Consider the following 20,642-nt stretch of genomic DNA (forward strand, 5'->3'; position numbering starts at 1 on the left):
TCCAATATGTTGCGGCGCTTTTGGCTGTTCTTTGCCCAGGCTGTCACCGTCGTGCTGGCGGTCTGGTTCGTCGTGGCAACGCTCAAGCCTGAATGGCTGCAGAGGGGGCGCGTCGCGGTTCAATCCGGCTCGCCTATCGTGGCACTCAAGGAGGTCGTGCCCAACGTGTCCGGTCCTGCGGCCGAAGGGTCATACAGCGAAGCCGCCCAGCTGGCCATGCCGGCGGTGGTCAATATCTTTACCAGCAAGAACGGCAACAAGCGCTCGCCCAATCCGCAGGCCGAGGATCCGTGGTTCCGCTTCTTCTTCGGCGACCGCCTGCCCGAGCGGCAGGAGCCGGTTTCCAGCCTGGGGTCGGGCGTTATCGTCAGCGCCGAGGGTTACATTCTAACCAACCACCACGTGGTCGACGGCGCCGACGAGATCGAGATCGCGCTGACCGATGGCCGCAAGGCCAACGCCAAGGTGGTCGGCTCCGACCCGGAAACCGACCTGGCCGTGCTGAAGGTGACGCTCAAGGACCTGCCGGCGATCACGCTGGGCCGGCTCGAGAACGTGAAGGTCGGCGATGTGGTGCTGGCCATCGGCAACCCCTTCGGCGTGGGCCAGACCGTGACCATGGGCATCGTGTCGGCACTGGGCCGCAGCCACCTGGGCATCAACACCTTCGAGAACTTCATCCAGACCGATGCCGCGATCAACCCCGGCAACTCGGGCGGCGCGCTGGTGGATGCGCAGGGTAACCTGCTGGGCATCAATACGGCGATCTATTCGCGCTCGGGCGGCTCGCTGGGTATCGGTTTCGCCATTCCGGTATCGACGGCCAAGCAGGTGATGGAGTCGATTATCTCGACCGGCAGCGTGACACGCGGCTGGATCGGCGTCGAGCCGCAGGACATGACGCCGGAGATCGCCGAATCGTTCGGGCTCGATGCCAAGGAAGGCGCACTGATCGCCGCAGTGGTCCAGGGCGGCCCCGCGGACAAGGCGGGCGTGCGTCCCGGCGATGTGCTGACCAAGGTGGATGGCTTGTCGATCACGGACACCACCGCGCTTCTCAATGCCATTGCGCAGCTCAAGCCTGGCGTGGACATCAAGATGACCGTGATCCGGCGCGGCAAGCCGACGGACCTGACGGTTACCATCGGCAAGCGGCCCCCGCCGCCGCGCCGCTCGCTGCCGTTCGAAGAGGAAGAGTAAGCCGGGCCTTGCCCGTACCGGAGTCAGCAAACCCGCCAGCGATGGCGGTTTTTTTTATGGCTGCATTCCGCGGGACGTGCCGGCAGGGGCAGGCTGGATCAGCTCGCTTCCGCTTGCCGCATGGCTGCAGGAGTCATGGCCCACCACGTCGGTTGTTTAGGGGATTGCAGCCGATCCAATCACTGGATCCGCCGGCGGACCATGCTTGCCGGCCACGTTGCGCATGGCTCAAAGGAGCCAAAGCCGATGGGGCCAAGCCCAATGGAGCCCTCACGGGGCCCGGCGGCAGCGTGGGCACGGCGCAAGATCTCTACCGTGCCACGGATTGCGCCGTCGAATTGCACAAAAGAAAACGCCGGCATCCTTGCGGATGCCGGCGTTTTTCAAGTCAACCTTCAGCGGGCGGAAGCCCGCGTCAGATTAGAACTTGTGGCGCAGGCCAACCACAGCACCGAACTGGTCCTTGCCGGACTGGACGGTGTTGAAGCCGTTCACACCCAGCAGCGAACCGTTGTCGTTCAGAGCGTACGACAGCGAGGTGTACACGTCGGTACGCTTCGACAGCGCGTAGTCGGCGGTCACGACGAATTGCCACGGATCGGCGTCGCTCTTGCGGAAGTCTTGGTAGTACGCAGCGCCCGACAGCGAGAACGCCGGGGTCAGCTGGTAACCCAGACCCAGCCAGTACAGGTTGGAGGTGCCGTTGATGGCGAGCGGGTTAGCGGTAGTCGCCACTTGGCCCGGCAGGCTCGCGCCGTCAGCAGCCTTCGCCCAACGGTAGCCAGCGTACACCTTGGCCGGGCCGAAGGCGTAGTTGGCACCAACGGTGGCGCGGCGGATACGCTGACCGCTTGCGTCGACAGGAGCAGCGGCGGGGCCGGTGGTCGTGCCGTGCACTTCGTCATAAGCAGCACCAACCGAGAACGGGCCAGCTGCGTAGTTCAGCAGGGCGCCGTACTCTTGGCCGCGGCGGAAGGCGCCGGCGGTTTCCTGGCCGTTGTTGTTGAAGCTGTAGAAGGCCGAAGCGGTCAGGCCACCGAACTTGCCGATGTACTTGACGGTGTTGTCAGCGCGCGAAGCGAATGCAGCGTCCTGAGCCAGGATGCCGTAGCGCGACGAGATGGCCATCGGGTCATACATCAGGCCGAAGTCATAGAACGCGGTCTGTTGACGGCCCAGCAGCAGCGAACCGAAGTTGCTTTGCAGACCGACGTAGGCTTGACGACCGAACAGACGACCACCTTGGGCCGAACGGCCGTCATCGAGGTCGAAACCGCTTTCCAGGACGAACACGCCCTTCAGACCGCCACCCAGGTCTTCCACGCCACGCAGGCCCCAGCGCGAACCGGACTGGTTACCCGACGACATGCGGAACAGATCGTCGCCGGCAGCGTTGGCCTTGCTGACATATTCGAGGCCGACGTCAGCCACGCCGTACAGGGTTACGCTCGACTGGGCATACGCGCCGCCAGCGGCCAGAGCGGCGACGGCAGCAGCAAACAGTTTCATCTTCATATCGACACTTTCCTTGTCAACTGATTGGGAAATCTTGGTTGCCCAAGTGCTTGGGCGACGCATTTACATTCACGTCTGCTGCGTATTATGTGCCAGCCCCCCCGGCCCTCAGAAGGCTTTTTCGGCGTAAACCATGCTTACTGGCGGTTTTTGTTGTCGGAGAGCAACAGGAATGGGCTCGGAAATCCCCATTTTGGTGCAAATGGGGTACTCCAGCCTATGAAAAAGCCTGCCTCAGCGCGATTCGTCCGGCTGCGTTTCTGCGGAAGTGGCCTCTTCGGCTGCCGGGCGGCCGACAAAACGGGCCAGGATCAGCCCAAGTTCATAGAGAGCCACGAGAGGAACCGCCAGCAGCAATTGCGATAGCACGTCCGGCGGCGTGACGATGGCGGCAATGATGAAGGCCCCGACGATCACATAGGGGCGGATCTGCTTGAGCTTTTCCAGTTCCACCACACCGAACCGCACCAGCACGATCACGACCACCGGCACTTCAAACGTAATGCCGAAGGCCAGGAACGTGGTCATGGCGAAGCTGAGGTATTTGTCGATGTCGGTGGACATCTCCGCCCCCAGCGGCGCGTTGTAGTGCGCCATGAAATGGAACACCGTGGGGAACACCAAAAAATATGCAAACGCCACGCCGCACAGGAACAGGAAATAACTGCTCGAGACCAGCGGCAGGATCAGGCGCTTCTCATGCTGGTACAGGCCCGGCGCGACAAATTGCCAGACCTGGTACAGCACCCATGGCAGCGCGATCAGGAATGCCACCAGCAGGGTCACCTTCATTGGCACGAAGAACGAGCCGGTCACATCCGTGACGATCATCTTGCCGCCCTTGGGCAGCGATTCCATCAACGGGGCGGAGAACAGGTTGAAGATGACCGGCGCCCAGTAGACCAGCGAGACGAACACCAGGATGATGCCGGCCACGGCCTTGACCAGTCGCTGGCGCAACTCGATCAGGTGGGAGATGAAGGTTTCCTGCTGCGACTCGTCTTGCGGGTCTTGGGGATCGGAGGACCGGGTGTCGCTCATGGCGTGAACCGCTCAGCCGCTAGGGCTGGCAAGTGGATCGATGAAACCGCAACGTGGCGGCGTGGGGAGGCGGACACAACGACAGCGGCCACGGCGGCCGGCAGGAGTTCGCCGCGCGCCATGCTTATTCGAAGAAGGAACGGGAGGGCCGACTCGCCGGCCGGTGCCGCTTGACGCGCGCCGCGCCCGACTGCACCCAGACGCGGACATTGTGCTGGCGCTTGAACCACAGCGGCCGCGCGCCCTGCTTGACGCGCCAGCTCTTGCGCCCGTTGTGCGCCTTGTGCGCCGCGTCCCAACTGGGCACGAAGCCCCCGCTGGCGTCGCTGCTGCCGCCGGCGCCGGTTGCGCCGCTGGATTCGGCGCCGCCGAGCGCTTCGTTGAGCGCCTGGGTCTGCTCGCTGACTTCCTTGTGGATGGTGCGCTCGACATCGCGCGCGGCATCCTCGAATTCAGTGCGCATCTTGCGCAGTTCTTCCAGTTCGACCTCGCGGCTGACTTCGGCCTTGACGTCGTTGATGTAGCGCTGTGCACGGCCGACCAGCGCGCCGACCGTGCGCGCGACCTTGGGCAGCCGTTCTGGACCGATCACGATCAGTGCCACGGCGCCGATCAGCGCCAGCTTGGAAATGCCGAGATCAATCATGCGGACACATCATGCGGACAAATGCGGAATAGCGCGGGCGCGCAACGACACGCGCAGCGAGGTTTGCGTGGAAGGGAGGGCACACCGCCGGCTTATTGCTGGCGGGACTTTTCCTTGGCGTCGACGTCGATGGTGGTGGAATCGCGCAGTTCCTTGGACGCGCCCGGCTGGGCGTTCTTGTCCTCGCCGTCCTTCATGCCGTCCTTGAAGCCCTTGACCGCGCCGCCCAGGTCCTGGCCGATATTGCGCAGCTTCTTGGTGCCGAACACCAGCATGACGATCACCAGCACGATCAGCCAGTGCCAAATGCTAAACGAACCCATCTCTTGCTCCTGATGCAGCCGCGGGCGCAATCATTGATGCCCGGACCCGTTGTTCCGTCCCGTGATGGCCGCGCCGGGCGACGGTTGCCGGCGCAGCTTCTGCCCGGGCGTTGCCGCCGCGGACCCTCCCCTGCCAAGGCCGCCCAATCAGGGCAGCGGTCCCTTCCAGGCATGGCGCGGTCCACCAAGCACATGCAGGTGCAGGTGGTAGACCTCCTGTCCGCCGTCCGGGCCGGTGTTGATCACCGTCCGGAAGCCGTTGGAACAGCCGGCCGCGCGCGCCAGTTCTGGCACCTTCAGCATCATTCTAGCAAGCACCTCTCCTTCGCCGGCGCCGCAATCGGCCAGCGAGTCGACATGTGCCTTGGGAATGACCAGCAAGTGTACCGGGGCCTTCGGATGGATATCGTGGAAAGCCAGCATGTCGTCGTCTTCATAGACTTTGTTCGACGGCAGCTGGCCGGCCACGATCTTGCAGAAGATGCAATTATCCTGAGCGTTCATGAAAATTTCATTGCGACGGCCGCGGCCCCGGTGGCCACCCCATGCATCTCTCTGCCCGACCTCAGAACTGCTGGTCCGGGTACATCGGCTTGCTGTCGTTCAGATACAGCCAGCCCTTGACGATACGATACAGCATCCACAGCGACAGCACGCCCCACACGGCAAAGGCCAGCGGCATCAGCACGACTGTCGCGAACAGCACCCCGCCCAGCACGCCCCAGGCCACCGACCACCAGAACGAGCGGATCTGCCAGGCGAAGTGCGAGGCATACAGCGAGCCGCGCGCGTCATCGCGCTTGACGTAGTCGATGACGATGGCGATCAGGGCGGTGATGCCGCCGGTGAGCCAGAAGATCGCATACAGCGCGTAAAGGATGTGCAGCAGCTTGCGCAGGCTGCCCAGCTGTTCGCCGCTGGGAGTGGTGACCTGCCCGGTGTAGTCGTTCGCCATCATCGCCCTCGGTTGGAAGCCTGCCTCGCGGCAGGCGGGAGACCGGCCGGCACCCGCGCCGGCTAGTCCTTGCGCCGGGCCTTTTCTTCCAGGCCGGACAGCCCTTCGCGCCGCGCCAGTTCGTTGACCACGTCAGCCGGCGTCAGGCCGAAGTTTGCCAGCAGCACCATGCTGTGGAACCACAGGTCGGCCACTTCATAGACTACCTTGCCGGCCGCGGCGCCGCTCTCGCCGGCGGCGCGCGCGTCCTTGGCGGCCATCACGGTCTCGGTGGCTTCCTCGCCGATCTTCTTCAGGATGGCGTCGTCGCCCTTGCTGAACAGGCGCGCCACATAGGACTTGTCGGGGTCGCCGCCATTGGCAGGCTTGCGCGATTCCAGCACCTCGGCCAGGCGCGCCAGGACATCGTTGCTGCTGAGTGCGTTGTCGCTCATGGCTTGGTGTAGATCTGGGCGGGGTCCTTCAGCACCGGCTCGACGGTCTCCCAGTCGCCGGCATCCGCATCGCCCTCGAATTTCTGGAAGAAGCAGGAATGGCGCCCGGTATGGCAGGCGATGCTGTCGATTTGCGTGACCTTCAGCAACACCACGTCTTCATCGCAGTCCAGACGGATCTCGTGCACCTTCTGCACATGGCCCGATTCTTCGCCCTTGTGCCACAGGCGCTTGCGCGAGCGCGACCAGAACACGGCCTCGCCCAGCTCCACGGTGCGCAGCAGCGCCTCGCGGTTCATGAACGCAAACATCAGCACGTCGTTCGAGCCGATTTCCTGCACGATCACCGGCACCAGGCCGTTGTCGTCCCATTTCACCTTGTTGAGCCACTTCTTCGGCATGATCAGATCCGCACGGGAATGCCCTCGCGGGCCATGAATGCCTTGGCTTCGCCCACGGTATGTTGGCCGTAGTGGAAGATGCTGGCGGCCAGCACCGCATCGGCGCGGCCCCTGGTAATGCCGTCGGCCAGGTCCTGCAGGCCGCCGACGCCGCCCGAGGCGATCACCGGCACCGGCACTGCATCGCTGACCGCGCGGGTCAGCTCCAGGTCGAAGCCGCTCTTGGTGCCGTCGCGGTCCATGCTGGTAAGCAGGATCTCGCCCGCGCCGCGCGTGGCCATTTCACGTGCCCACTGCACCGCGTCCAGCCCCGTCGCCTTGCGCCCGCCGTGGGTAAAGACTTCCCAGCGCGGCGCTTCGCCCGGGGCGGAGCTGCGCTTGGCGTCGATCGCCACCACGATGCACTGCGAGCCATAGCGCGCGGTGGCGTCCGACACCAGTTGCGGGTTGGCGATCGCCGACGAATTGACGCTGATCTTGTCGGCCCCGGCATTGAGCAGCCGGCGCACGTCTTCGACGGTGCGCACGCCGCCGCCCACGGTCAGCGGGATGAATACCTGCGAGGCGACGTCCTCGATGATATGCAGCATCAGGTCGCGCCCGTCGCTGGTCGCGGTGATGTCCAGGAATGTGATTTCGTCGGCGCCCTGCTCGTCATAGCGGCGCGCGATTTCCACGGGATCGCCCGCGTCGCGCAGTTCGACAAAGTTGACGCCCTTGACCACCCGCCCGTTGGTCACGTCCAGGCAGGGGATGATACGTTTGGCTAGCATGAGATTCCTTGTCCGCCACCGCTGCCGTGCCGGCAGCGGCCAGGCGGCCGCGCCCCGCGGCGCCGTTGCTTATTGCCCGTTGCGCAGCTTGTCCGCAAGCGCCTGCGCGTCGGCAAAGTTAAGGTCGCCGGAATAGATCGCGCGGCCGCAGATGACCCCTTCCACGCCCTCGCCTTCGACCGCGCACAGGTTGTCGATATCGGCCAGGTTGGACAGCCCGCCGCTGGCGATCACCGGGATCGACATCGACTGCGCCAGCTTGACGGTGGCATCGATATTGATCCCTTGCAGCATGCCGTCGCGGCCGATGTCGGTGTAGATGATGGCCTCGACGCCGTAGTCTTCATACTTGCGCGCCAGGTCCGCCACCTCGTGGCCGGTCAGCTTGCTCCAGCCGTCGGTGGCCACCTTGCCGTCCTTGGCATCGAGCCCGACGATGATATGGCCGCCGAAGGCCGAGCACGCGTCCTTCAGGAAGCCGGGGTTCTTCACCGCCGCGGTGCCGATGATGACGTACGAGAGCCCGTCGTCCAGCCAGCGCTCGATGGTGTTCAGGTCGCGGATGCCGCCGCCCAGCTGCACCGGGATCTCGTCGCCGACCTCGGCGATGATGGCCTTGATGGCGGCCTCGTTGCGGGGCTTGCCCACGAACGCGCCGTTCAGGTCCACCAGGTGCAGGCGGCGGGCGCCCTGCTCCACCCAGTGGCGTGCCATGGCGGCGGGATCTTCGGAAAAGACGGTGGCCTGGTCCATGTCGCCTTGTTTGAGGCGTACACACTGACCGTCCTTCAGGTCGATGGCCGGAATGAGCAACATATGCGTGACGAGCGTGGTTGAGTGAGTGAGATTGAGCGAGACCGGCGCATGCCGGTCAGGTCGGGTCGATAGTCGATCGGATACGGGTCAGGTGCCGGGTCGGTCAGCGGTCGAGCATCGGGTCAACAAGCGAAAACAAGCGAATCGCGAATCGGCAAGCTGCGCTTCAGGGATTCCAGTGGACGAAGTTCCGGTACAGCTGCAGGCCCATGGCCGCGCTTTTCTCGGGGTGGAACTGCGTCGCGAAAATATTATCGCGCGCTACCGCGCTGGTAAACACGACTCCGTATTCCGTTTCGCCGGCAATATGGGCCGGATCCTGCGCCTGCACATAGTAGCTGTGGACGAAATAGAACCAGCTGTCGTCCGGGATACCGTCCCACAGCGGGTGCGGCCTGGCCTGGCGCACCCGGTTCCAACCCATCTGCGGCACCTTGAAACGCGAGCCGTCGGGCTGCGTCATGCCATCCAGCGCAAACCGTACGACCTGCCCGGGCATCAGCCCCAGCGCCGGGGTGCGATCCGTGCCGGCGCGGCTTTCAGTGCTGAATTCGAACAGCATCTGCTCGCCCACGCACACGCCCAGCATCGGCTTGCTCGCGGCGGCCTCGACCACCGCTTGCTGCAGCCCGGACGCGCCCAGCGCCGACATGCAGTCGGGCATCGCGCCCTGGCCCGGCAGCACCACGCGGTCCGCCGAGCGGATGCCTTCGGGCGCATCCACCACCCGGACATCGGCTTCCGGTGCCGCGGCGCGCAGCGCCTGCGCCACCGAGCGCAGGTTGCCCATGCCGTAATCCACAATTGCTATGGTAGTCATGATTTCAAAACAGGCAACAATGTCTTCAGCCCGTCCACGATGAATTCCACGGCCAGCGCCGACAGGATCAAGCCCATCAGGCGCGTGCCGATATTGATGCCGGTGCGCCCGATCACCCGGGCGATCGGGTCCGCCGCGCGGAACACCAGGTACACCACCGAGCCCAGCAGCGCGCCGATGCCCACCAGGATGAGCAACTGGTACCAGTGCTGGGTCTTGCCGGCATAGACGATCACTGTGCTGATCGAGCCCGGCCCCGTCAGTAGAGGCAGCGCCAACGGCACCACCGCAATGCTGGACTTTACCTCGGCCTCGTCCTCTTCTTCCGGCGTGGCCTTGGTGCGACTGGTTTGCGCATTCAGCATGTTCATGGCCATCATGATCATGATGAGCCCGCCGCCCACCTGCAGCGATGCCACCGAGATATTGAAGAACTCGATAATCTGCTGCCCCAGCAACGCCGACACCGCCACCACGATCGCCACCGAGATCGACGCGATCTTGATGGTATGCCGCTTTTCCGCTTCAGTCTGCTGCGTGGTCAGGCTGATGAAGAATGGGATCGCCCCGATCGGGTTGATCAGCGCCAGCAGCGAGATAAACGACTTGAGCGTATCCATTGGTTGCGGTTCGCCAGCGTCGCTGGCCATGTTCGGACTGGGAAGGTCAGCGGGCGCCGCAACCAGCCGGCACGCCTACGGTTTCAGCAAGCTCAGAGCGTACCCTTGGTCGACGGGATGGTGTTGGCCGCGCGCGGGTCCAGCTCCACCGCCATGCGCAGCGCCCGGCCGAAGGCCTTGAACACGGTCTCGCACTGGTGATGGGCGTTGATGCCGCGCAGGTTGTCGATATGCAGGGTCACGCCGGCATGGTTGACGAAGCCGCGGAAGAACTCGATGGTCAGGTCCACGTCGAAGCTGCCCACGCGTGCACGCGTGAACGGAACGTGGAACTCCAGACCCGGGCGGCCGGAGAAATCGATCACCACGCGCGACAGGCATTCATCCAGCGGCACGTAGCTGTGGCCGTAGCGGGTGATGCCCTTCTTGTCGCCGATGGCCTTGGCCACCGCCTGCCCGAGCGTGATGCCCACGTCTTCCACCGTATGGTGGTCGTCGATATGCGTGTCGCCAGTGGCTTCGACCTCCAGGTCGAACATGCCATGCCGGGCGATCTGGTCCAGCATGTGGTCGAGGAACGGCACGCCCGACGCCAGTTTCTGGCGGCCGCTGCCGTCGAGATTCAGGGAAACGCGAATCTGCGTTTCCGAAGTATTGCGGGTGACCTCTGCAACACGCATGGTGTTAATCCTGCAGCGAAGCTGCGAATGCCTCAAGGAACTGCGCGTTTTCTTCGGGCGTGCTGACCGTGACGCGCAGACAATTGGCCAGCAACGGGTGCATTTTACTCACGTTCTTGATCAATACCTTCCGCGCCAGCAGCCGCTCGAAGGTCTGTGCGGCATCCGGCACGCGCACCAGCAGGAAGTTGGCCGCGCTGGGGAACACGGTGACGCCCGGCTGCGCGGCCATGCCGTCGGCCACGCGGGTGCGTTCGGCACGCAGTTGCGCGGCCTGTTCGTCCAGCACCGCCACATGCTCGAGCGCGAACAGCGCGGCGGCCTCGGTCAGCACGTTGACGTTGTAGGGCGGGCGCACCTTATCCAGCTGCGACAGCCATTCCGGCGCGCCGGCCAGGTAGCCCAGGCGGATGCCGGCCAGGCCGAGCTTCGATACGGTGCGCATCACCAGCAGGTTGCCGAAGTCAGTCAGGCGCGGCATCCAGCTGTGCTGGGCGAACGGCTGGTAGGCCTCGTCGACCACCACCAGGCTGTTGCAGACCTCGCCCTGCGCGGCCCGGATGATGGCCTCCATGTCGGCAGCGTCGAACAGGTTGCCGGTGGGGTTGTTCGGGTAGGCCAGGTAGATGATGGCGGGCTGCTGCGCGGCCATCGCCGCCAGCATCGCGGCGCGGTCGAGCGTGAAGTCGTCGCGCAGCGGCACGCCGACGAACTGCAGGCCGGCAAACTGCGCGGACATCGCGTACATGACAAAGCCCGGCACCGGCGCCATCACCTTCGCGCCCGGCCTGGCCGCGGCCAGCGCCAGCATGCTGATGAGCTCGTCCGAGCCGTTGCCGAGCAGCACGTCCATGCCGGCCGGCACCTGCATCACGCGCTTGAGCGCGGCGCGCAGCGCTTCGCTGCTCGGCACCGGGTAGCGGTTCAGCGCCACCTCGCCCAGGCGCTCGGCCAGTTGCTGGCGCAGCGCGGGAGGGAGGCGGTACGGGTTCTCCATCGCGTCGAGCTTGACCAGACCGTGCGAATCCGGCACGTGGTAGGCGCCCATGGCGCGCACGTCGTCACGGATGATGCGTTCGATCAGGGAGGGCTCTACGGCTGACATGGAAGCTCCAGTGTGGGGTCAGGGGTTAGCTACGCTTGAAACGGTATTCCGCGCTGCGGGCGTGGGCCTGCAGCCCTTCGCCATAGGCCAGTTCGGCGGCGATCTGGCCCAGCATCTGCGCGCCGCCCTCGCTGACCTCGATCAGGCTCGAGCGCTTCTGGAAGTCATAGACGCCCAGCGGCGACGAGAAGCGCGCGGTGCGCGAGGTCGGCAGCACGTGATTAGGGCCGGCGCAGTAGTCGCCCAGCGACTCGCTGGTGTAGCGGCCCAGGAAGATGGCGCCGGCGTGGCGGATCTTCTCGCTCCACTGGCGCGGGTTCTCGGCCGAGATCTCGAGGTGTTCCGGCGCGATCGCATTGGCGATCTCGCAGGCCTCTTCCATGTCGCGCACCTTGATCAGCGCACCGCGGCCGGAGATCGACGCGGCAATCACGTCGCGGCGCGGCATGGTGCCAAGCTGGCGCTGGATGCTGGCTTCGACGCGGGCGATGTAGTCCGAATCCGGGCACAGCAGAATCGACTGCGCCAGTTCGTCGTGCTCGGCCTGCGAGAACAGATCCATCGCCACCCAGTCGGGGTCGGTGGTGCCGTCGCAGATCACCAGGATCTCGGACGGCCCGGCGATCATGTCGATGCCGACGGTGCCGAACACGCGGCGCTTGGCCGCGGCCACGTAGGCGTTGCCGGGGCCGACGATCTTGTCGACTTGCGGCAGCGTCGCGGTGCCGTAGGCGAGCGCGCCGACCGCCTGGGCCCCGCCGATGGTGAACACGCGATCGACGCCGGCGATCTGCGCCGCGGCCAGCACCAGCTCATTGCGCACGCCGCCGGGCGTGGGCACGACCATGATGATTTCCTTGACGCCTGCCACGCGCGCGGGGATCGCATTCATCAGCACCGACGACGGGTAGGCGGCCTTGCCGCCCGGCACGTAGATGCCGACGCGGTCCAGCGGCGTCACCTTCTGGCCCAGCATGGTGCCGTCGGCCTCGGTGTATTCCCAGCTGTGGCTGCCGCATTCGATCTTCTGCTTCTCGTGGTAGGCACGCACGCGCGCGGCAGCCGCCTCCAGCGCCGCCCGGCGCTTGGGCTCGAGGTCTTCGAGCGCGGCCTCCAGCTGCTGCTGCGACACCTCGAGCGCGCCCATCGACGCGGCCTCGACGCGGTCGAAGCGGCGCGTGTATTCCAGCACCGCGGCATCGCCGCGCGACTTCACATCGGCCAGGATCTGCGCGGCGGCGCGATCGATGGCCTCGTCCTCGCCAGCCTCGAAGGCCAGCACCTGGCGCAGCGCCTCGGCAAAGCCCGGCTCGCTGGAATCGAGCCGGCGGATCGGCAGGCTTTCCATTTCGGTTGGGTTCATGACTTCTGTTCCTGTCAGGCGGCGACCCGGCCTCAGGCCAGCGCCGCTGAAGCGCGTTCGAAGGCGTCGAGGATCGGTGCCAGCCGCTCGCGCTTGAGTTTGAGCGCGGCCTGGTTCACCACCAGCCGCGACGAGATCTGCACGATCTCTTCCACTTCCACAAGATTGTTGGCGCGCAGCGTGCTGCCGGTGCTGACCAGGTCGACGATGGCGTCGGACAGGCCCACCAGCGGGCCCAGCTCCATCGAACCGTACAGCTTGATCAGGTCGACGTGAACGCCCTTTTTCGCAAAATGTTCGCGCGCGGTCTGCACATACTTGGTGGCCACCGCCAGGCGCGCGCCCTGGCGCACGGCATTGGCGTAGTCAAACCCGGCCGGCACCGCCACCGACATGCGGCAGCGCGCGATGTTGAGATCGATCGGCGCGTACAGGCCGGCCATGCCGCTTTCCATCAGCACGTCCTTGCCGGCCACGCCGAAGTCGGCCGCGCCGTACTGCACGTAGGTCGGCACGTCCGAGGCGCGCACGATCACCACGCGCACCGCCGGATCGGAAGTCGGCAGGATCAGCTTGCGCGAGGTCTCGGGATCCTCGGTGACGCGGATGCCGGCTGCTTCCAGCAGCGGCAGCGTCTCGGTGAAGATGCGGCCCTTGGACAGCGCCAGCGTCAGCTGGTTGGGCGATGCGTTGAAAGCGGGGCTCATCGGGCTTCAGTCCTTGGTGCTCAGGCAATGCGGCGGATCTTCGCGCCCACTGCCGACAGCTTGTCTTCCATGCGGTCGTAGCCGCGGTCCAGGTGGTAGATGCGGTCGATTACGGTTTCGCCGTCGGCCACCAGGCCGGCGATCACCAGGCTGGCCGACGCGCGCAGGTCGGTCGCCATCACGTTGGCGCCCGACAGGCGCGGCACGCCGTTGACCACCGCGGTATTGCCCTCGACGGTGATGTCGGCGCCCAGGCGGTTCAGCTCCTGCACGTGCATGAAGCGGTTTTCGAAGATGGTCTCGGTCACGCGCGCGGTGCCTTCGGCCACCGCGTTCAGGGCCATGAACTGGGCCTGCATGTCGGTCGGGAAGGCCGGGTACTCGGAGGTACGGAAGCTCACCGCGCGGGCGCGGTGCGGCATCGCCAGGCGGATCCAGTCGGCGCCAGTCTCGATGTTGGCGCCGGCTTCGCGCAGCTTGTCGAGCACGGTATCGAGGATCTCGGGCTGCACGCCGCGCAGCACCAGGTCGCCCAGCGTCGCGGCCGCCGCGCACAGGAAGGTGCCGGCCTCGATGCGGTCGGCGATGACGCTGTGGCTGGCGCCATGCAGGCGCTCGACCCCATGCACTACCAGGCGGTCGGTGCCGATGCCGTCGATCTTCGCGCCCATTTTGACCAGCAGCTGGGCCAGGTCGGTCACCTCGGGCTCGCGCGCGGCGTTTTCCAGCACGGTCTCGCCTTCGGCCAGCGTCGCCGCCATCAGCAGGTTCTCGGTGCCGGTGACGGTGATCATGTCGGTGACCACGCGCGCGCCCTTCAGGCGTTTCGCGCGGGCATGGATAAAGCCATGCTCGATGGTGATCTCGGCGCCCATCGCCTGCAGGCCCTTGATGTGCTGGTCCACCGGCCGCGCGCCGATGCCGCAGCCGCCCGGCAGCGACACGCGGGCCTCGCCAAAGCGCGCCACCAGCGGGCCCAGCACCAGGATCGAGGCGCGCATGGTCTTGACCAGCTCGTACGGGGCCTCAAGCACATTGACGTCGGCGCCGTTCAGGGTCACGCGCGCGCCGTCGAAATCGGCCTGCATCCCCATCAGGCGCAGCAGCTTGAGCGTGGTGCGCACGTCCTGCAGGTTGGGCACGTTGTCCAGCGCGACGGTATCGGCCGTCAGCAGGCCCGCGCACAGGATCGGCAGGGCGGCGTTCTTGGCGCCCGAGACGCGGATTTCACCCTTGAGCGGGCCGTTGCCGTGAATCTGGAATTTGTCCATGTTCTATGGTTTGCTCCGGGCACGCGCCCGGCATCATTGTTCTGGAGCCGCGCGCCAGCGCGGCGCACGGTTCTTACTTGCCCTCGCCCGCCTGCCACTCCGCGGGCGTCAGGGTCTTCATCGACAGCGCATGGATCTCGGCGCGCATGCGGTCGCCCAGCGCCGCGTAGACACGCTGGTGGCGCTGGATCAGCCGCTTGCCTTCGAATTCGTTGCTGACGATGGTGGCAAAGAAATGCTGGCCATCGCCCTCGACTTGCAGATGTTCGCAGGGCAGTCCTTGGGCAATGTAGTCCCTGACTTGTTCCGGTGTAGGCAGCATGGGGTTCTCTTCAGCGTGATTCAGCTTGATTCAACAGGGCCGGGCGCCGCTCAGTGGCGCAGCTTGTATCCGGACTTCAACAGGCGCAGCGCCAGCGCGGCCAGCACCACGAACGCCGATCCGACCACCGCCAGGCTGAACAGCGGCGACACGTCCGAGACGCCGAAGAAGCCATAGCGGAAGCCATCGATCATGTAGAAGAACGGATTGGCATGGGACACCGCCTGCCAGAAGGCCGGCAGCGAATGGATCGAATAGAACACGCCGGACAGGAAGGTCGCCGGCATGATCAGGAAGTTCTGGAACGCGGCGAGCTGGTCGAACTTCTCGGCCCAGATGCCGGCGATCAGGCCGAGCGTGCCCAGGATGCCCGCACCCAGCAGCGCGAACACCAGGATCCAGCCGACGTTGGCGAAATGCAGGTTGGCGAACCACGCCGTCACCAGCAGCACGCCCAGGCCGACGGTCAGGCCGCGGATCACCGAAGCCACCACGTAGGCGCCGAACATCTCCCAGTGCGACAGCGGCGGCAGCAGCACGAACACCATGTTGCCGGTGATCTTGGATTGGATCAGCGACGAGGAACTGTTGGCGAACGCGTTCTGCAGCACGCTCATCATCACCAGCCCGGGCACCAGGAAGGCGGTGTAGCTGATCTGGTCATAGACCTTGACCCGGTCTTCCAGCACATGGCCGAAGATCAGCAGGTACAGCACCGCGGTCAGCACCGGCGCGGCCACGGTCTGGAAGCTCACCTTCCAGAAGCGCAGCACTTCCTTGTACAGCAGCGTGCGGAAGCCCACCAGGCCGCCGACGGCCATCGGGCCGAGGCGGGTGTCGTCGAGGATTTCGATGTCGCCAGGCTGCTTCATGCCGCGGCCTCCATCGCCGGGTCGGGCAGCGCGCCGGGCATATGCCCCTCGCGGCGCATGATCTGCACGAATACGTCCTCGAGGTCGGCCTTGTTGATTTCCATGTCTTCGATGTCACAGCCCGCTTCGCGGCAGGCGGCCAGGATCGGTTCGACCGCCTGGTAGCCCGACAGCCGCAGCCGCACCGCGCGCTCGCCGGGGTTGGCCGGCATGCGCAGCGGCTCCAGCGCGGCCGGCAGGCTGCCGCGCGCGAAGGTCAGCACCAGCTGCAGCCCGGCAAACTGTGTCAGCAGGTTGCTGGTGCGGTCCAGCGCCACTACTTCGCCGAACTTGAGCATGGCGATGCGGTCGCACAGGGCCTCGGCCTCTTCGAGGTAATGCGTGGTCAGGATGATGGTGTGCCCTTCGCGGTTCAGGCGCGAGATGAACTTCCACAGCGTTTGTCGCAACTCAACATCGACGCCGGCGGTGGGCTCGTCGAGCACGATCACCGGCGGGCGGTGCACCAGCGCCTGCGCCACCAGCACGCGCCGCTTCATGCCGCCGGACAGCTGGCGCATATTGGCATCGGCTTTCCCGGTCAGGTCCAGGTTGGCCATGATTTCGTCGATCCAGTCGTCGTTGCGTGTCAGGCCGAAATAGCCTGACTGCAGCCGCAGCGTCTCGCGCACCGTGAAGAACGGATCGAACACCAGCTCCTGCGGCACCACGCCCAGCATACGCCGCGCCATCCGGTAATCGGCGACGACATCGTGCCCCAGCACACTGACGCGGCCGGAATCGGCCCGGTTCAGGCCGGCGAGGATCGAGATCAGCGTGGTCTTGCCGGCGCCATTGGGCCCGAGCAGGCCGAAGAATTCGCCGCGTTCGACGGTGAAGCTGACGCCCTTGAGCGCCTGCAGGTTGCGGTAGCGCTTGCGAACGTCGTGGATTTCAATGGCTTTCATGGCCGATTGTTTGTGGCGGGTCCGGCTCTTTCAGGGCTGGCCGCCAGGAAATGGGGAGCAAAGCGTGCCCGGGTATCCTGGTCCGGCATGGATCGGGCCGGCAACAGGCGGGGGGATGGGCGAACAACCCGGAATTATAGGGGATGCGGGGTCGGTCCCGCTTGATCCGCGCCGGATCCGCCCCGGGGGCTCGACGGCCGCGCCAGCGGTCGCCGCGGCATCGCGTGCGGCCGCCAGGCTGGCGACCGGCGATGCCGGATCAATGTCGGTGATGGTGTGCCGGTTGGATGGCGGCGGCCGCTGCCGCGCCCGCCAGGCCGAGAAGGCCGTCGACGCCGTAAAGGCCTGCCAGTTGCGCCAGCTGCGCCGGCACGCCGCGCAGCACCAGCGCCTGGCCGCGCGCCACGGCAGCCCGATGCCATGCCAGCAGCACGGCGACGGCCGAGGAGTCCACCTGCGCCAGGCCGGTGCAGTCCACTTCGACGTCGCCATGCGCCACGCGTGCCAGCCCGTCGCGCAGCACCGCGGCGGCATTCTGGTTGGTCAGCGAGTTACCCGGCGAAAGCATGGCGTCAGTGGCCTGGATGCGAAAAGGAGAAAGGGATCTGAAAACGAAGACTCCCGCGCGGAGCGGGAGCCTGTATCGCGAACGGCCATTGTAGTGCAACTTCAGCGCGCCGTGCTGCATTGCAGCGGCGCACCGCGGGCATGCCCTGTCAGCTCTTGGCGTTGGCGAGCTGGCGGTTGCGGTCCTGCAGCGTCTTGATCACGCCCTCGACGCCCTGCTGGCCGACGATGGTGTTGAAGCTGCCCTTGTAGGCCTCGGTCAGCCATGCGCCCAGCACGTTGATGTCATAGACCTTCCAGCCCTGCGCAGTCTTTTCCAGGCGGTAGTCCATCTGGATCGGCTCACCCTTGTTGATCACCTGGGTGCGGATAGTGGCATCGGTATCGTCGGCGGTGCCGCGGTACGGGCGGTATTGCACGGTCTGGTCGCGGATCTGCGCGATGGCGCCGGCATAGGTGCGGATCAGCAAGGTCTTGAACTCCTCGGTGATCTGCTTCTGCTGCTCGGGCGTAGCCTTGGACCAGTTGCGGCCCATGGCGATCTGCGTGGTCTTCTGGAAGTTGGCGTTGGGGATGATCTTCTGTTCGACCAGTGCGGTGATGTTGCCGATATTGCCGGCCTGCATGTCCTTGTCGGACTTGACGGTCGACATCACGTCATTGACCACGGCCTTGACCAGCCCGTCCGGGGTGGCCGCGTCCTGAGCCGATACCTGGGCCTGCGCGGTCCCCGCGAAGGCAACCGCCGTCAGGAGGGGGAGCAACAGTCGCTTGAGCATGTGAGATTTCCTTCTTTATCAAAGAGGTCGTGACCCGCGCCTGCGCGTCGATACGCGGCTGGAAGGCCACGGGTCCTTGCGGATTGGAACATAGCGGCGTCGCGCGCGTTGCCATCAAAAGCGCACTGGACGCCACCTACAAACAATTTGTTTCAGCGGTCACAGCGCATTCACAGCGTCATGACACCTTCACCGCCTCAACGGAAGCGTACACCCGGCAGGCCGCCCGGCAGCACCGGCGGCAGCGGCATGCTCTGGCCCTCCGGCTGGGTCTCGCCCGCGGCACCCGGCTTGGGCGGCTCGGCGGCGGGGGCCGAAGCGCCATCAGCGGCCGGAGCCGGTGCCGGCGCAGTACCGGCGTCCGTCGCGGCCGGGGCCGGCGCAGCGCCTTCGGTTTCTGCTTCGTCTTCGGCACCCGGCGGATTGCCGTCGTAGATCAGGTACTGGCGCCGCTGCAGGTAGGAGTCACGCAGAAACGAATACTTGTCCAGCGCCGCCTGCTCCAGCAGGTTGCTCGCCCCCAGCAACTGGGCGCGGCCGGCGACGATGCGCACCCCGACCAGCGAATTGCGCAGCGAAACCGGGTAGAAGTACGCCGACGGATCGGCCTGGCGGTCGACCAGCATGCCGGCGGTGTCGCGGAAGGTGCTCGGGCCGAAGAGCGGCAGCACCAGGTACGGGCCGGCCGGCACGCCCCACACGCCCAGCGTCTGGCCGAAGTCTTCCTTGTACTTGGGCAGGCCGGCCGGGGTGGCGATGTCGATCAGGCCGCCGATGCCCAGCACGGTGTTCATCGCCACGCGCATGGTGTCTTCGGCCGCGCGCGTCGGCTTGCCCTGCAGCAGGTTGTTCACCGCCGAATAGACATCGCTGACATTGGAGAAGAAGTTCTCCACCGCGCGCTGTACCGGCGTCGGCATGTAGTCGGCATAGAGTTCGGCCACCGGGCGCATGATGCCCTTGTCGAAATCCTCGTTGATCTTCGAGACTTCGCGGTTGAACGGCTCGAGCGGGTCTTTCGGGTTGGCGGTGGGGCCGGTGGCGCAACCGGCAAGCGCCGCGGCGGCGGCGGCCGTGGCCAGCAGGTTGCGGATGGGGCGGGCGGCGTTCACTTGAGATCTCCAGCCGGGGCCGGCGCACTGGCGCCGGGGGACGAGCCGCCGCCGGCATCGGCGGCCTTGTTGTACAGGAACTGCCCGATCAGGTTTTCGAGCACCACCGCGGACTGCGTCATGGTGATGCGCGCGCCGTTGGCCAGCATGGCGGTGTCGCCGCCTGCTTCGAGGCCGATGTACTGCTCGCCCAGCAGGCCCGAGGTCAGGATCTTGGCCGAGGTGTCCTTGGGAAACTGGTAGCGGGTCTCCAGGCTCATCTCGACGGTAGCCTGGTAGGTCTTGTCGTCAAAGCGGATCGCCGCGACCCGGCCGACCACCACGCCCGCGCTCTTGACCGGCGCGCGCGGCTTGAGCCCGCCGATATTGTCGAAGCGGGCCTGCACGCTATAGGTGTCCTGGAAGCTGAAGGCGCTCATGTTTCCCGCCTTGAGGGCCAGGAAGAGCAAGGCGACGAACCCTGCCGCCACAAACAGCCCCACCCAGAAATCGAGTGTGTTCTTTTTCATTGGAATCTCTTTCTTCAACCCCGTAGTGTCTGTCGCTGCCGTCTTGTTATCGTAGCGCCCGCATCGTTGCGGCGGGCATCCGCCTCAATTGCTGAACATCAGCGCCGTCAGCAGGAAATCCAGCCCCAGCACCGCCAGCGACGCGATCACCACGGTGCGGGTGGTCGCGCGCGAGACGCCTTCCGGCGTGGGCTTGGCCTCGAACCCCTGGTACAGCGCAATGAACGTCACCGCGATGCCAAAGATAAAGCTCTTGATGACGCCATTGAGCACGTCGGCACGCACATCGACGCCGCCCTGCATCTGGGACCAGAAGGCACCGGCGTCGACGCCGATCAGCTGCACACCGACCACGTAGCCGCCCAGGATGCCCACCGCGCTGAAGATCGCGGCCAGCACCGGCATGGCGATCACGCCCGCCCAGAAGCGCGGTGCGACCACGCGCTGCAGCGGGTTCACCGCCATCATTTCCATCGCCGTGAGCTGCTCGCCCGCCTTCATCAGGCCGATCTCGGCGGTCAGCGACGTGCCGGCACGGCCGGCGAACAGCAGCGCGGTCACCACCGGGCCCAGTTCGCGCACCAGCGACAGCGCCACCAGCAGCCCGAGCGCCTGCTCGGAGCCGTAGCGGTTGAGCGTGTAGTAGCCCTGCAGCCCCAGCACGAAGCCGACGAACAGGCCCGACACCGCGATGATCACCAGCGACAGGTTGCCGACAAAGAAGACCTGGTCGGTCACCAGCCGGAAGCGGCGCAGCAGCGCAGGGGACAGCGCCAGCACCGCCAGGAACATGCGCGTGGCATGGCCCAGCCCGGCAATGCTGCGGCGCACGGCCGCGCCGATGGCGCTGAAGAAGCCCGTCAG

26 protein-coding genes are annotated in these 20,642 nt (G+C 65.8%); 1 reads left to right on the plus strand and 25 read right to left on the minus strand.

Annotated features, from left to right (window positions below; translation table 11 throughout):
- Positions 1 to 6: 6 nt before the first annotated feature.
- Entirely contained in the window at positions 7 to 1,200 is a 1,194-nt protein-coding gene (locus ACEI37_RS25685) for a Do family serine endopeptidase (protein WP_018004945.1), read from the plus strand.
- A gap of 420 nt (positions 1,201 to 1,620) precedes the next feature.
- Here ACEI37_RS25685 and ACEI37_RS25690 read toward each other — a convergent pair whose 3' ends face one another.
- From ACEI37_RS25690 to mlaE, 25 genes are all read right to left on the minus strand, one after another.
- The gene (locus tag ACEI37_RS25690; protein WP_373378685.1) at positions 1,621 to 2,715 is read right to left on the minus strand and encodes a porin; all 1,095 of its coding nucleotides are present in this window, start codon (positions 2,713 to 2,715) and stop codon (positions 1,621 to 1,623) included.
- A 234-nt stretch (positions 2,716 to 2,949) separates the two neighbouring features.
- The gene (tatC, locus tag ACEI37_RS25695; RefSeq protein ID WP_092317489.1) at positions 2,950 to 3,756 is read right to left on the minus strand and encodes a twin-arginine translocase subunit TatC; all 807 of its coding nucleotides are present in this window, start codon (positions 3,754 to 3,756) and stop codon (positions 2,950 to 2,952) included.
- A gap of 124 nt (positions 3,757 to 3,880) precedes the next feature.
- Positions 3,881 to 4,402, minus strand: coding sequence for a Sec-independent protein translocase protein TatB (gene tatB, locus ACEI37_RS25700; protein WP_373378686.1), 522 nt, complete (start codon positions 4,400 to 4,402; stop codon positions 3,881 to 3,883).
- 92 nt (positions 4,403 to 4,494) lie between these two features.
- A complete protein-coding gene (gene tatA / locus ACEI37_RS25705) occupies positions 4,495 to 4,725 on the minus strand; it encodes a Sec-independent protein translocase subunit TatA (protein ID WP_373378687.1) in 231 nt (76 codons plus the stop codon).
- Between the two features lie 147 nt (positions 4,726 to 4,872).
- Positions 4,873 to 5,229 (minus strand): histidine triad nucleotide-binding protein, encoded by a 357-nt coding sequence (locus ACEI37_RS25710; RefSeq protein ID WP_018004940.1) that lies wholly within the window; start codon positions 5,227 to 5,229, stop codon positions 4,873 to 4,875.
- A 61-nt stretch (positions 5,230 to 5,290) separates the two neighbouring features.
- A complete protein-coding gene (locus ACEI37_RS25715) occupies positions 5,291 to 5,683 on the minus strand; it encodes a membrane protein (RefSeq protein ID WP_018004939.1) in 393 nt (130 codons plus the stop codon).
- Positions 5,684 to 5,742: 59 nt separating this feature from the next.
- Complete coding sequence (locus ACEI37_RS25720; protein ID WP_012354084.1) at positions 5,743 to 6,114, minus strand: phosphoribosyl-ATP diphosphatase; 372 nt, start codon at positions 6,112 to 6,114, stop codon at positions 5,743 to 5,745.
- Positions 6,111 to 6,515: a phosphoribosyl-AMP cyclohydrolase gene (gene hisI, locus ACEI37_RS25725; RefSeq protein WP_373378688.1), complete on the minus strand. Its 405-nt coding sequence runs from the start codon at positions 6,513 to 6,515 to the stop codon at positions 6,111 to 6,113. The genes ACEI37_RS25720 and hisI overlap by 4 nt, the downstream gene beginning before the upstream one ends.
- A 2-nt stretch (positions 6,516 to 6,517) precedes the next feature.
- Positions 6,518 to 7,288 carry an imidazole glycerol phosphate synthase subunit HisF gene (hisF, locus tag ACEI37_RS25730; protein ID WP_012354086.1) on the minus strand — a complete coding sequence of 257 codons (771 nt, stop codon included), beginning with the start codon at positions 7,286 to 7,288 and terminating at the stop codon, positions 6,518 to 6,520.
- A gap of 69 nt (positions 7,289 to 7,357) precedes the next feature.
- Positions 7,358 to 8,104, minus strand: coding sequence for a 1-(5-phosphoribosyl)-5-[(5-phosphoribosylamino)methylideneamino]imidazole-4-carboxamide isomerase (gene hisA / locus ACEI37_RS25735; RefSeq protein WP_116296285.1), 747 nt, complete (start codon positions 8,102 to 8,104; stop codon positions 7,358 to 7,360).
- 166 nt (positions 8,105 to 8,270) lie between these two features.
- Positions 8,271 to 8,924 (minus strand): imidazole glycerol phosphate synthase subunit HisH, encoded by a 654-nt coding sequence (gene hisH, locus ACEI37_RS25740; protein WP_172581761.1) that lies wholly within the window; start codon positions 8,922 to 8,924, stop codon positions 8,271 to 8,273.
- Positions 8,921 to 9,544 carry a YchE family NAAT transporter gene (locus ACEI37_RS25745; protein WP_116383707.1) on the minus strand — a complete coding sequence of 208 codons (624 nt, stop codon included), beginning with the start codon at positions 9,542 to 9,544 and terminating at the stop codon, positions 8,921 to 8,923. The genes hisH and ACEI37_RS25745 overlap by 4 nt, the downstream gene beginning before the upstream one ends.
- Before the next feature lie 92 nt (positions 9,545 to 9,636).
- The gene (hisB, locus tag ACEI37_RS25750; RefSeq protein ID WP_013958203.1) at positions 9,637 to 10,224 is read right to left on the minus strand and encodes an imidazoleglycerol-phosphate dehydratase HisB; all 588 of its coding nucleotides are present in this window, start codon (positions 10,222 to 10,224) and stop codon (positions 9,637 to 9,639) included.
- Positions 10,225 to 10,228: 4 nt separating this feature from the next.
- Positions 10,229 to 11,329 (minus strand): histidinol-phosphate transaminase, encoded by a 1,101-nt coding sequence (gene hisC / locus ACEI37_RS25755; RefSeq protein WP_373378689.1) that lies wholly within the window; start codon positions 11,327 to 11,329, stop codon positions 10,229 to 10,231.
- A 25-nt stretch (positions 11,330 to 11,354) separates the two neighbouring features.
- Positions 11,355 to 12,692: a histidinol dehydrogenase gene (hisD, locus tag ACEI37_RS25760; RefSeq protein WP_373378690.1), complete on the minus strand. Its 1,338-nt coding sequence runs from the start codon at positions 12,690 to 12,692 to the stop codon at positions 11,355 to 11,357.
- Between the two features lie 32 nt (positions 12,693 to 12,724).
- Positions 12,725 to 13,399: an ATP phosphoribosyltransferase gene (gene hisG / locus ACEI37_RS25765; protein ID WP_373378691.1), complete on the minus strand. Its 675-nt coding sequence runs from the start codon at positions 13,397 to 13,399 to the stop codon at positions 12,725 to 12,727.
- Between the two features lie 20 nt (positions 13,400 to 13,419).
- Positions 13,420 to 14,670: a UDP-N-acetylglucosamine 1-carboxyvinyltransferase gene (gene murA / locus ACEI37_RS25770; protein WP_373378692.1), complete on the minus strand. Its 1,251-nt coding sequence runs from the start codon at positions 14,668 to 14,670 to the stop codon at positions 13,420 to 13,422.
- 73 nt (positions 14,671 to 14,743) lie between these two features.
- Positions 14,744 to 14,992, minus strand: coding sequence for a BolA family protein (locus ACEI37_RS25775; RefSeq protein WP_062801931.1), 249 nt, complete (start codon positions 14,990 to 14,992; stop codon positions 14,744 to 14,746).
- A gap of 50 nt (positions 14,993 to 15,042) precedes the next feature.
- Positions 15,043 to 15,864 (minus strand): ABC transporter permease, encoded by an 822-nt coding sequence (locus tag ACEI37_RS25780; RefSeq protein ID WP_373378693.1) that lies wholly within the window; start codon positions 15,862 to 15,864, stop codon positions 15,043 to 15,045.
- Entirely contained in the window at positions 15,861 to 16,811 is a 951-nt protein-coding gene (locus tag ACEI37_RS25785) for an ABC transporter ATP-binding protein (protein WP_062801932.1), read from the minus strand. The genes ACEI37_RS25780 and ACEI37_RS25785 overlap by 4 nt, the downstream gene beginning before the upstream one ends.
- A gap of 259 nt (positions 16,812 to 17,070) precedes the next feature.
- Complete coding sequence (locus ACEI37_RS25790; protein WP_373378694.1) at positions 17,071 to 17,379, minus strand: lipid asymmetry maintenance protein MlaB; 309 nt, start codon at positions 17,377 to 17,379, stop codon at positions 17,071 to 17,073.
- A 148-nt stretch (positions 17,380 to 17,527) separates the two neighbouring features.
- Complete coding sequence (locus ACEI37_RS25795) at positions 17,528 to 18,157, minus strand: phospholipid-binding protein MlaC (protein ID WP_373378695.1); 630 nt, start codon at positions 18,155 to 18,157, stop codon at positions 17,528 to 17,530.
- Between the two features lie 197 nt (positions 18,158 to 18,354).
- Positions 18,355 to 19,269: a VacJ family lipoprotein gene (locus ACEI37_RS25800; protein WP_373378696.1), complete on the minus strand. Its 915-nt coding sequence runs from the start codon at positions 19,267 to 19,269 to the stop codon at positions 18,355 to 18,357.
- Positions 19,266 to 19,778 carry an outer membrane lipid asymmetry maintenance protein MlaD gene (gene mlaD, locus ACEI37_RS25805; RefSeq protein WP_092317537.1) on the minus strand — a complete coding sequence of 171 codons (513 nt, stop codon included), beginning with the start codon at positions 19,776 to 19,778 and terminating at the stop codon, positions 19,266 to 19,268. Before mlaD ends, ACEI37_RS25800 begins: the two co-directional genes overlap by 4 nt.
- A gap of 84 nt (positions 19,779 to 19,862) precedes the next feature.
- On the minus strand, positions 19,863 to 20,642 hold the full coding sequence (gene mlaE, locus ACEI37_RS25810) for a lipid asymmetry maintenance ABC transporter permease subunit MlaE (protein ID WP_252679449.1): 780 nt from the start codon (positions 20,640 to 20,642) through the stop codon (positions 19,863 to 19,865).

Origin of the sequence: Cupriavidus nantongensis (assembly GCF_041726985.1) — a bacterium.
In the GTDB taxonomy this organism is placed as follows: domain Bacteria; phylum Pseudomonadota; class Gammaproteobacteria; order Burkholderiales; family Burkholderiaceae; genus Cupriavidus; species Cupriavidus nantongensis_A.

Coding starts and splice junctions, on each gene's coding strand:
- ACEI37_RS25795 (WP_373378695.1), bottom strand. CDS start 18,157: ATGCTCAAGCGACTGTTGCTCCCCCTCCTGACGGCGGTTGCCTTCGCG.
- ACEI37_RS25785 (WP_062801932.1), bottom strand. CDS start 16,811: ATGAAAGCCATTGAAATCCACGACGTTCGCAAGCGCTACCGCAACCTG.
- hisG (WP_373378691.1), bottom strand. CDS start 13,399: ATGAGCCCCGCTTTCAACGCATCGCCCAACCAGCTGACGCTGGCGCTG.
- tatB (WP_373378686.1), bottom strand. CDS start 4,402: ATGATTGATCTCGGCATTTCCAAGCTGGCGCTGATCGGCGCCGTGGCA.
- tatA (WP_373378687.1), bottom strand. CDS start 4,725: ATGGGTTCGTTTAGCATTTGGCACTGGCTGATCGTGCTGGTGATCGTC.
- hisA (WP_116296285.1), bottom strand. CDS start 8,104: ATGTTGCTCATTCCGGCCATCGACCTGAAGGACGGTCAGTGTGTACGC.
- ACEI37_RS25690 (WP_373378685.1), bottom strand. CDS start 2,715: ATGAAGATGAAACTGTTTGCTGCTGCCGTCGCCGCTCTGGCCGCTGGC.
- hisD (WP_373378690.1), bottom strand. CDS start 12,692: ATGAACCCAACCGAAATGGAAAGCCTGCCGATCCGCCGGCTCGATTCC.
- ACEI37_RS25710 (WP_018004940.1), bottom strand. CDS start 5,229: ATGAACGCTCAGGATAATTGCATCTTCTGCAAGATCGTGGCCGGCCAG.
- hisC (WP_373378689.1), bottom strand. CDS start 11,329: ATGTCAGCCGTAGAGCCCTCCCTGATCGAACGCATCATCCGTGACGAC.
- tatC (WP_092317489.1), bottom strand. CDS start 3,756: ATGAGCGACACCCGGTCCTCCGATCCCCAAGACCCGCAAGACGAGTCG.
- murA (WP_373378692.1), bottom strand. CDS start 14,670: ATGGACAAATTCCAGATTCACGGCAACGGCCCGCTCAAGGGTGAAATC.
- ACEI37_RS25790 (WP_373378694.1), bottom strand. CDS start 17,379: ATGCTTTCGCCGGGTAACTCGCTGACCAACCAGAATGCCGCCGCGGTG.
- ACEI37_RS25715 (WP_018004939.1), bottom strand. CDS start 5,683: ATGATGGCGAACGACTACACCGGGCAGGTCACCACTCCCAGCGGCGAA.
- ACEI37_RS25775 (WP_062801931.1), bottom strand. CDS start 14,992: ATGCTGCCTACACCGGAACAAGTCAGGGACTACATTGCCCAAGGACTG.
- ACEI37_RS25780 (WP_373378693.1), bottom strand. CDS start 15,864: ATGAAGCAGCCTGGCGACATCGAAATCCTCGACGACACCCGCCTCGGC.
- ACEI37_RS25745 (WP_116383707.1), bottom strand. CDS start 9,544: ATGGATACGCTCAAGTCGTTTATCTCGCTGCTGGCGCTGATCAACCCG.
- hisI (WP_373378688.1), bottom strand. CDS start 6,515: ATGCCGAAGAAGTGGCTCAACAAGGTGAAATGGGACGACAACGGCCTG.
- hisH (WP_172581761.1), bottom strand. CDS start 8,924: ATGACTACCATAGCAATTGTGGATTACGGCATGGGCAACCTGCGCTCG.
- mlaD (WP_092317537.1), bottom strand. CDS start 19,778: ATGAAAAAGAACACACTCGATTTCTGGGTGGGGCTGTTTGTGGCGGCA.
- hisB (WP_013958203.1), bottom strand. CDS start 10,224: ATGCGTGTTGCAGAGGTCACCCGCAATACTTCGGAAACGCAGATTCGC.
- ACEI37_RS25720 (WP_012354084.1), bottom strand. CDS start 6,114: ATGAGCGACAACGCACTCAGCAGCAACGATGTCCTGGCGCGCCTGGCC.
- hisF (WP_012354086.1), bottom strand. CDS start 7,288: ATGCTAGCCAAACGTATCATCCCCTGCCTGGACGTGACCAACGGGCGG.
- ACEI37_RS25685 (WP_018004945.1), top strand. CDS start 7: ATGTTGCGGCGCTTTTGGCTGTTCTTTGCCCAGGCTGTCACCGTCGTG.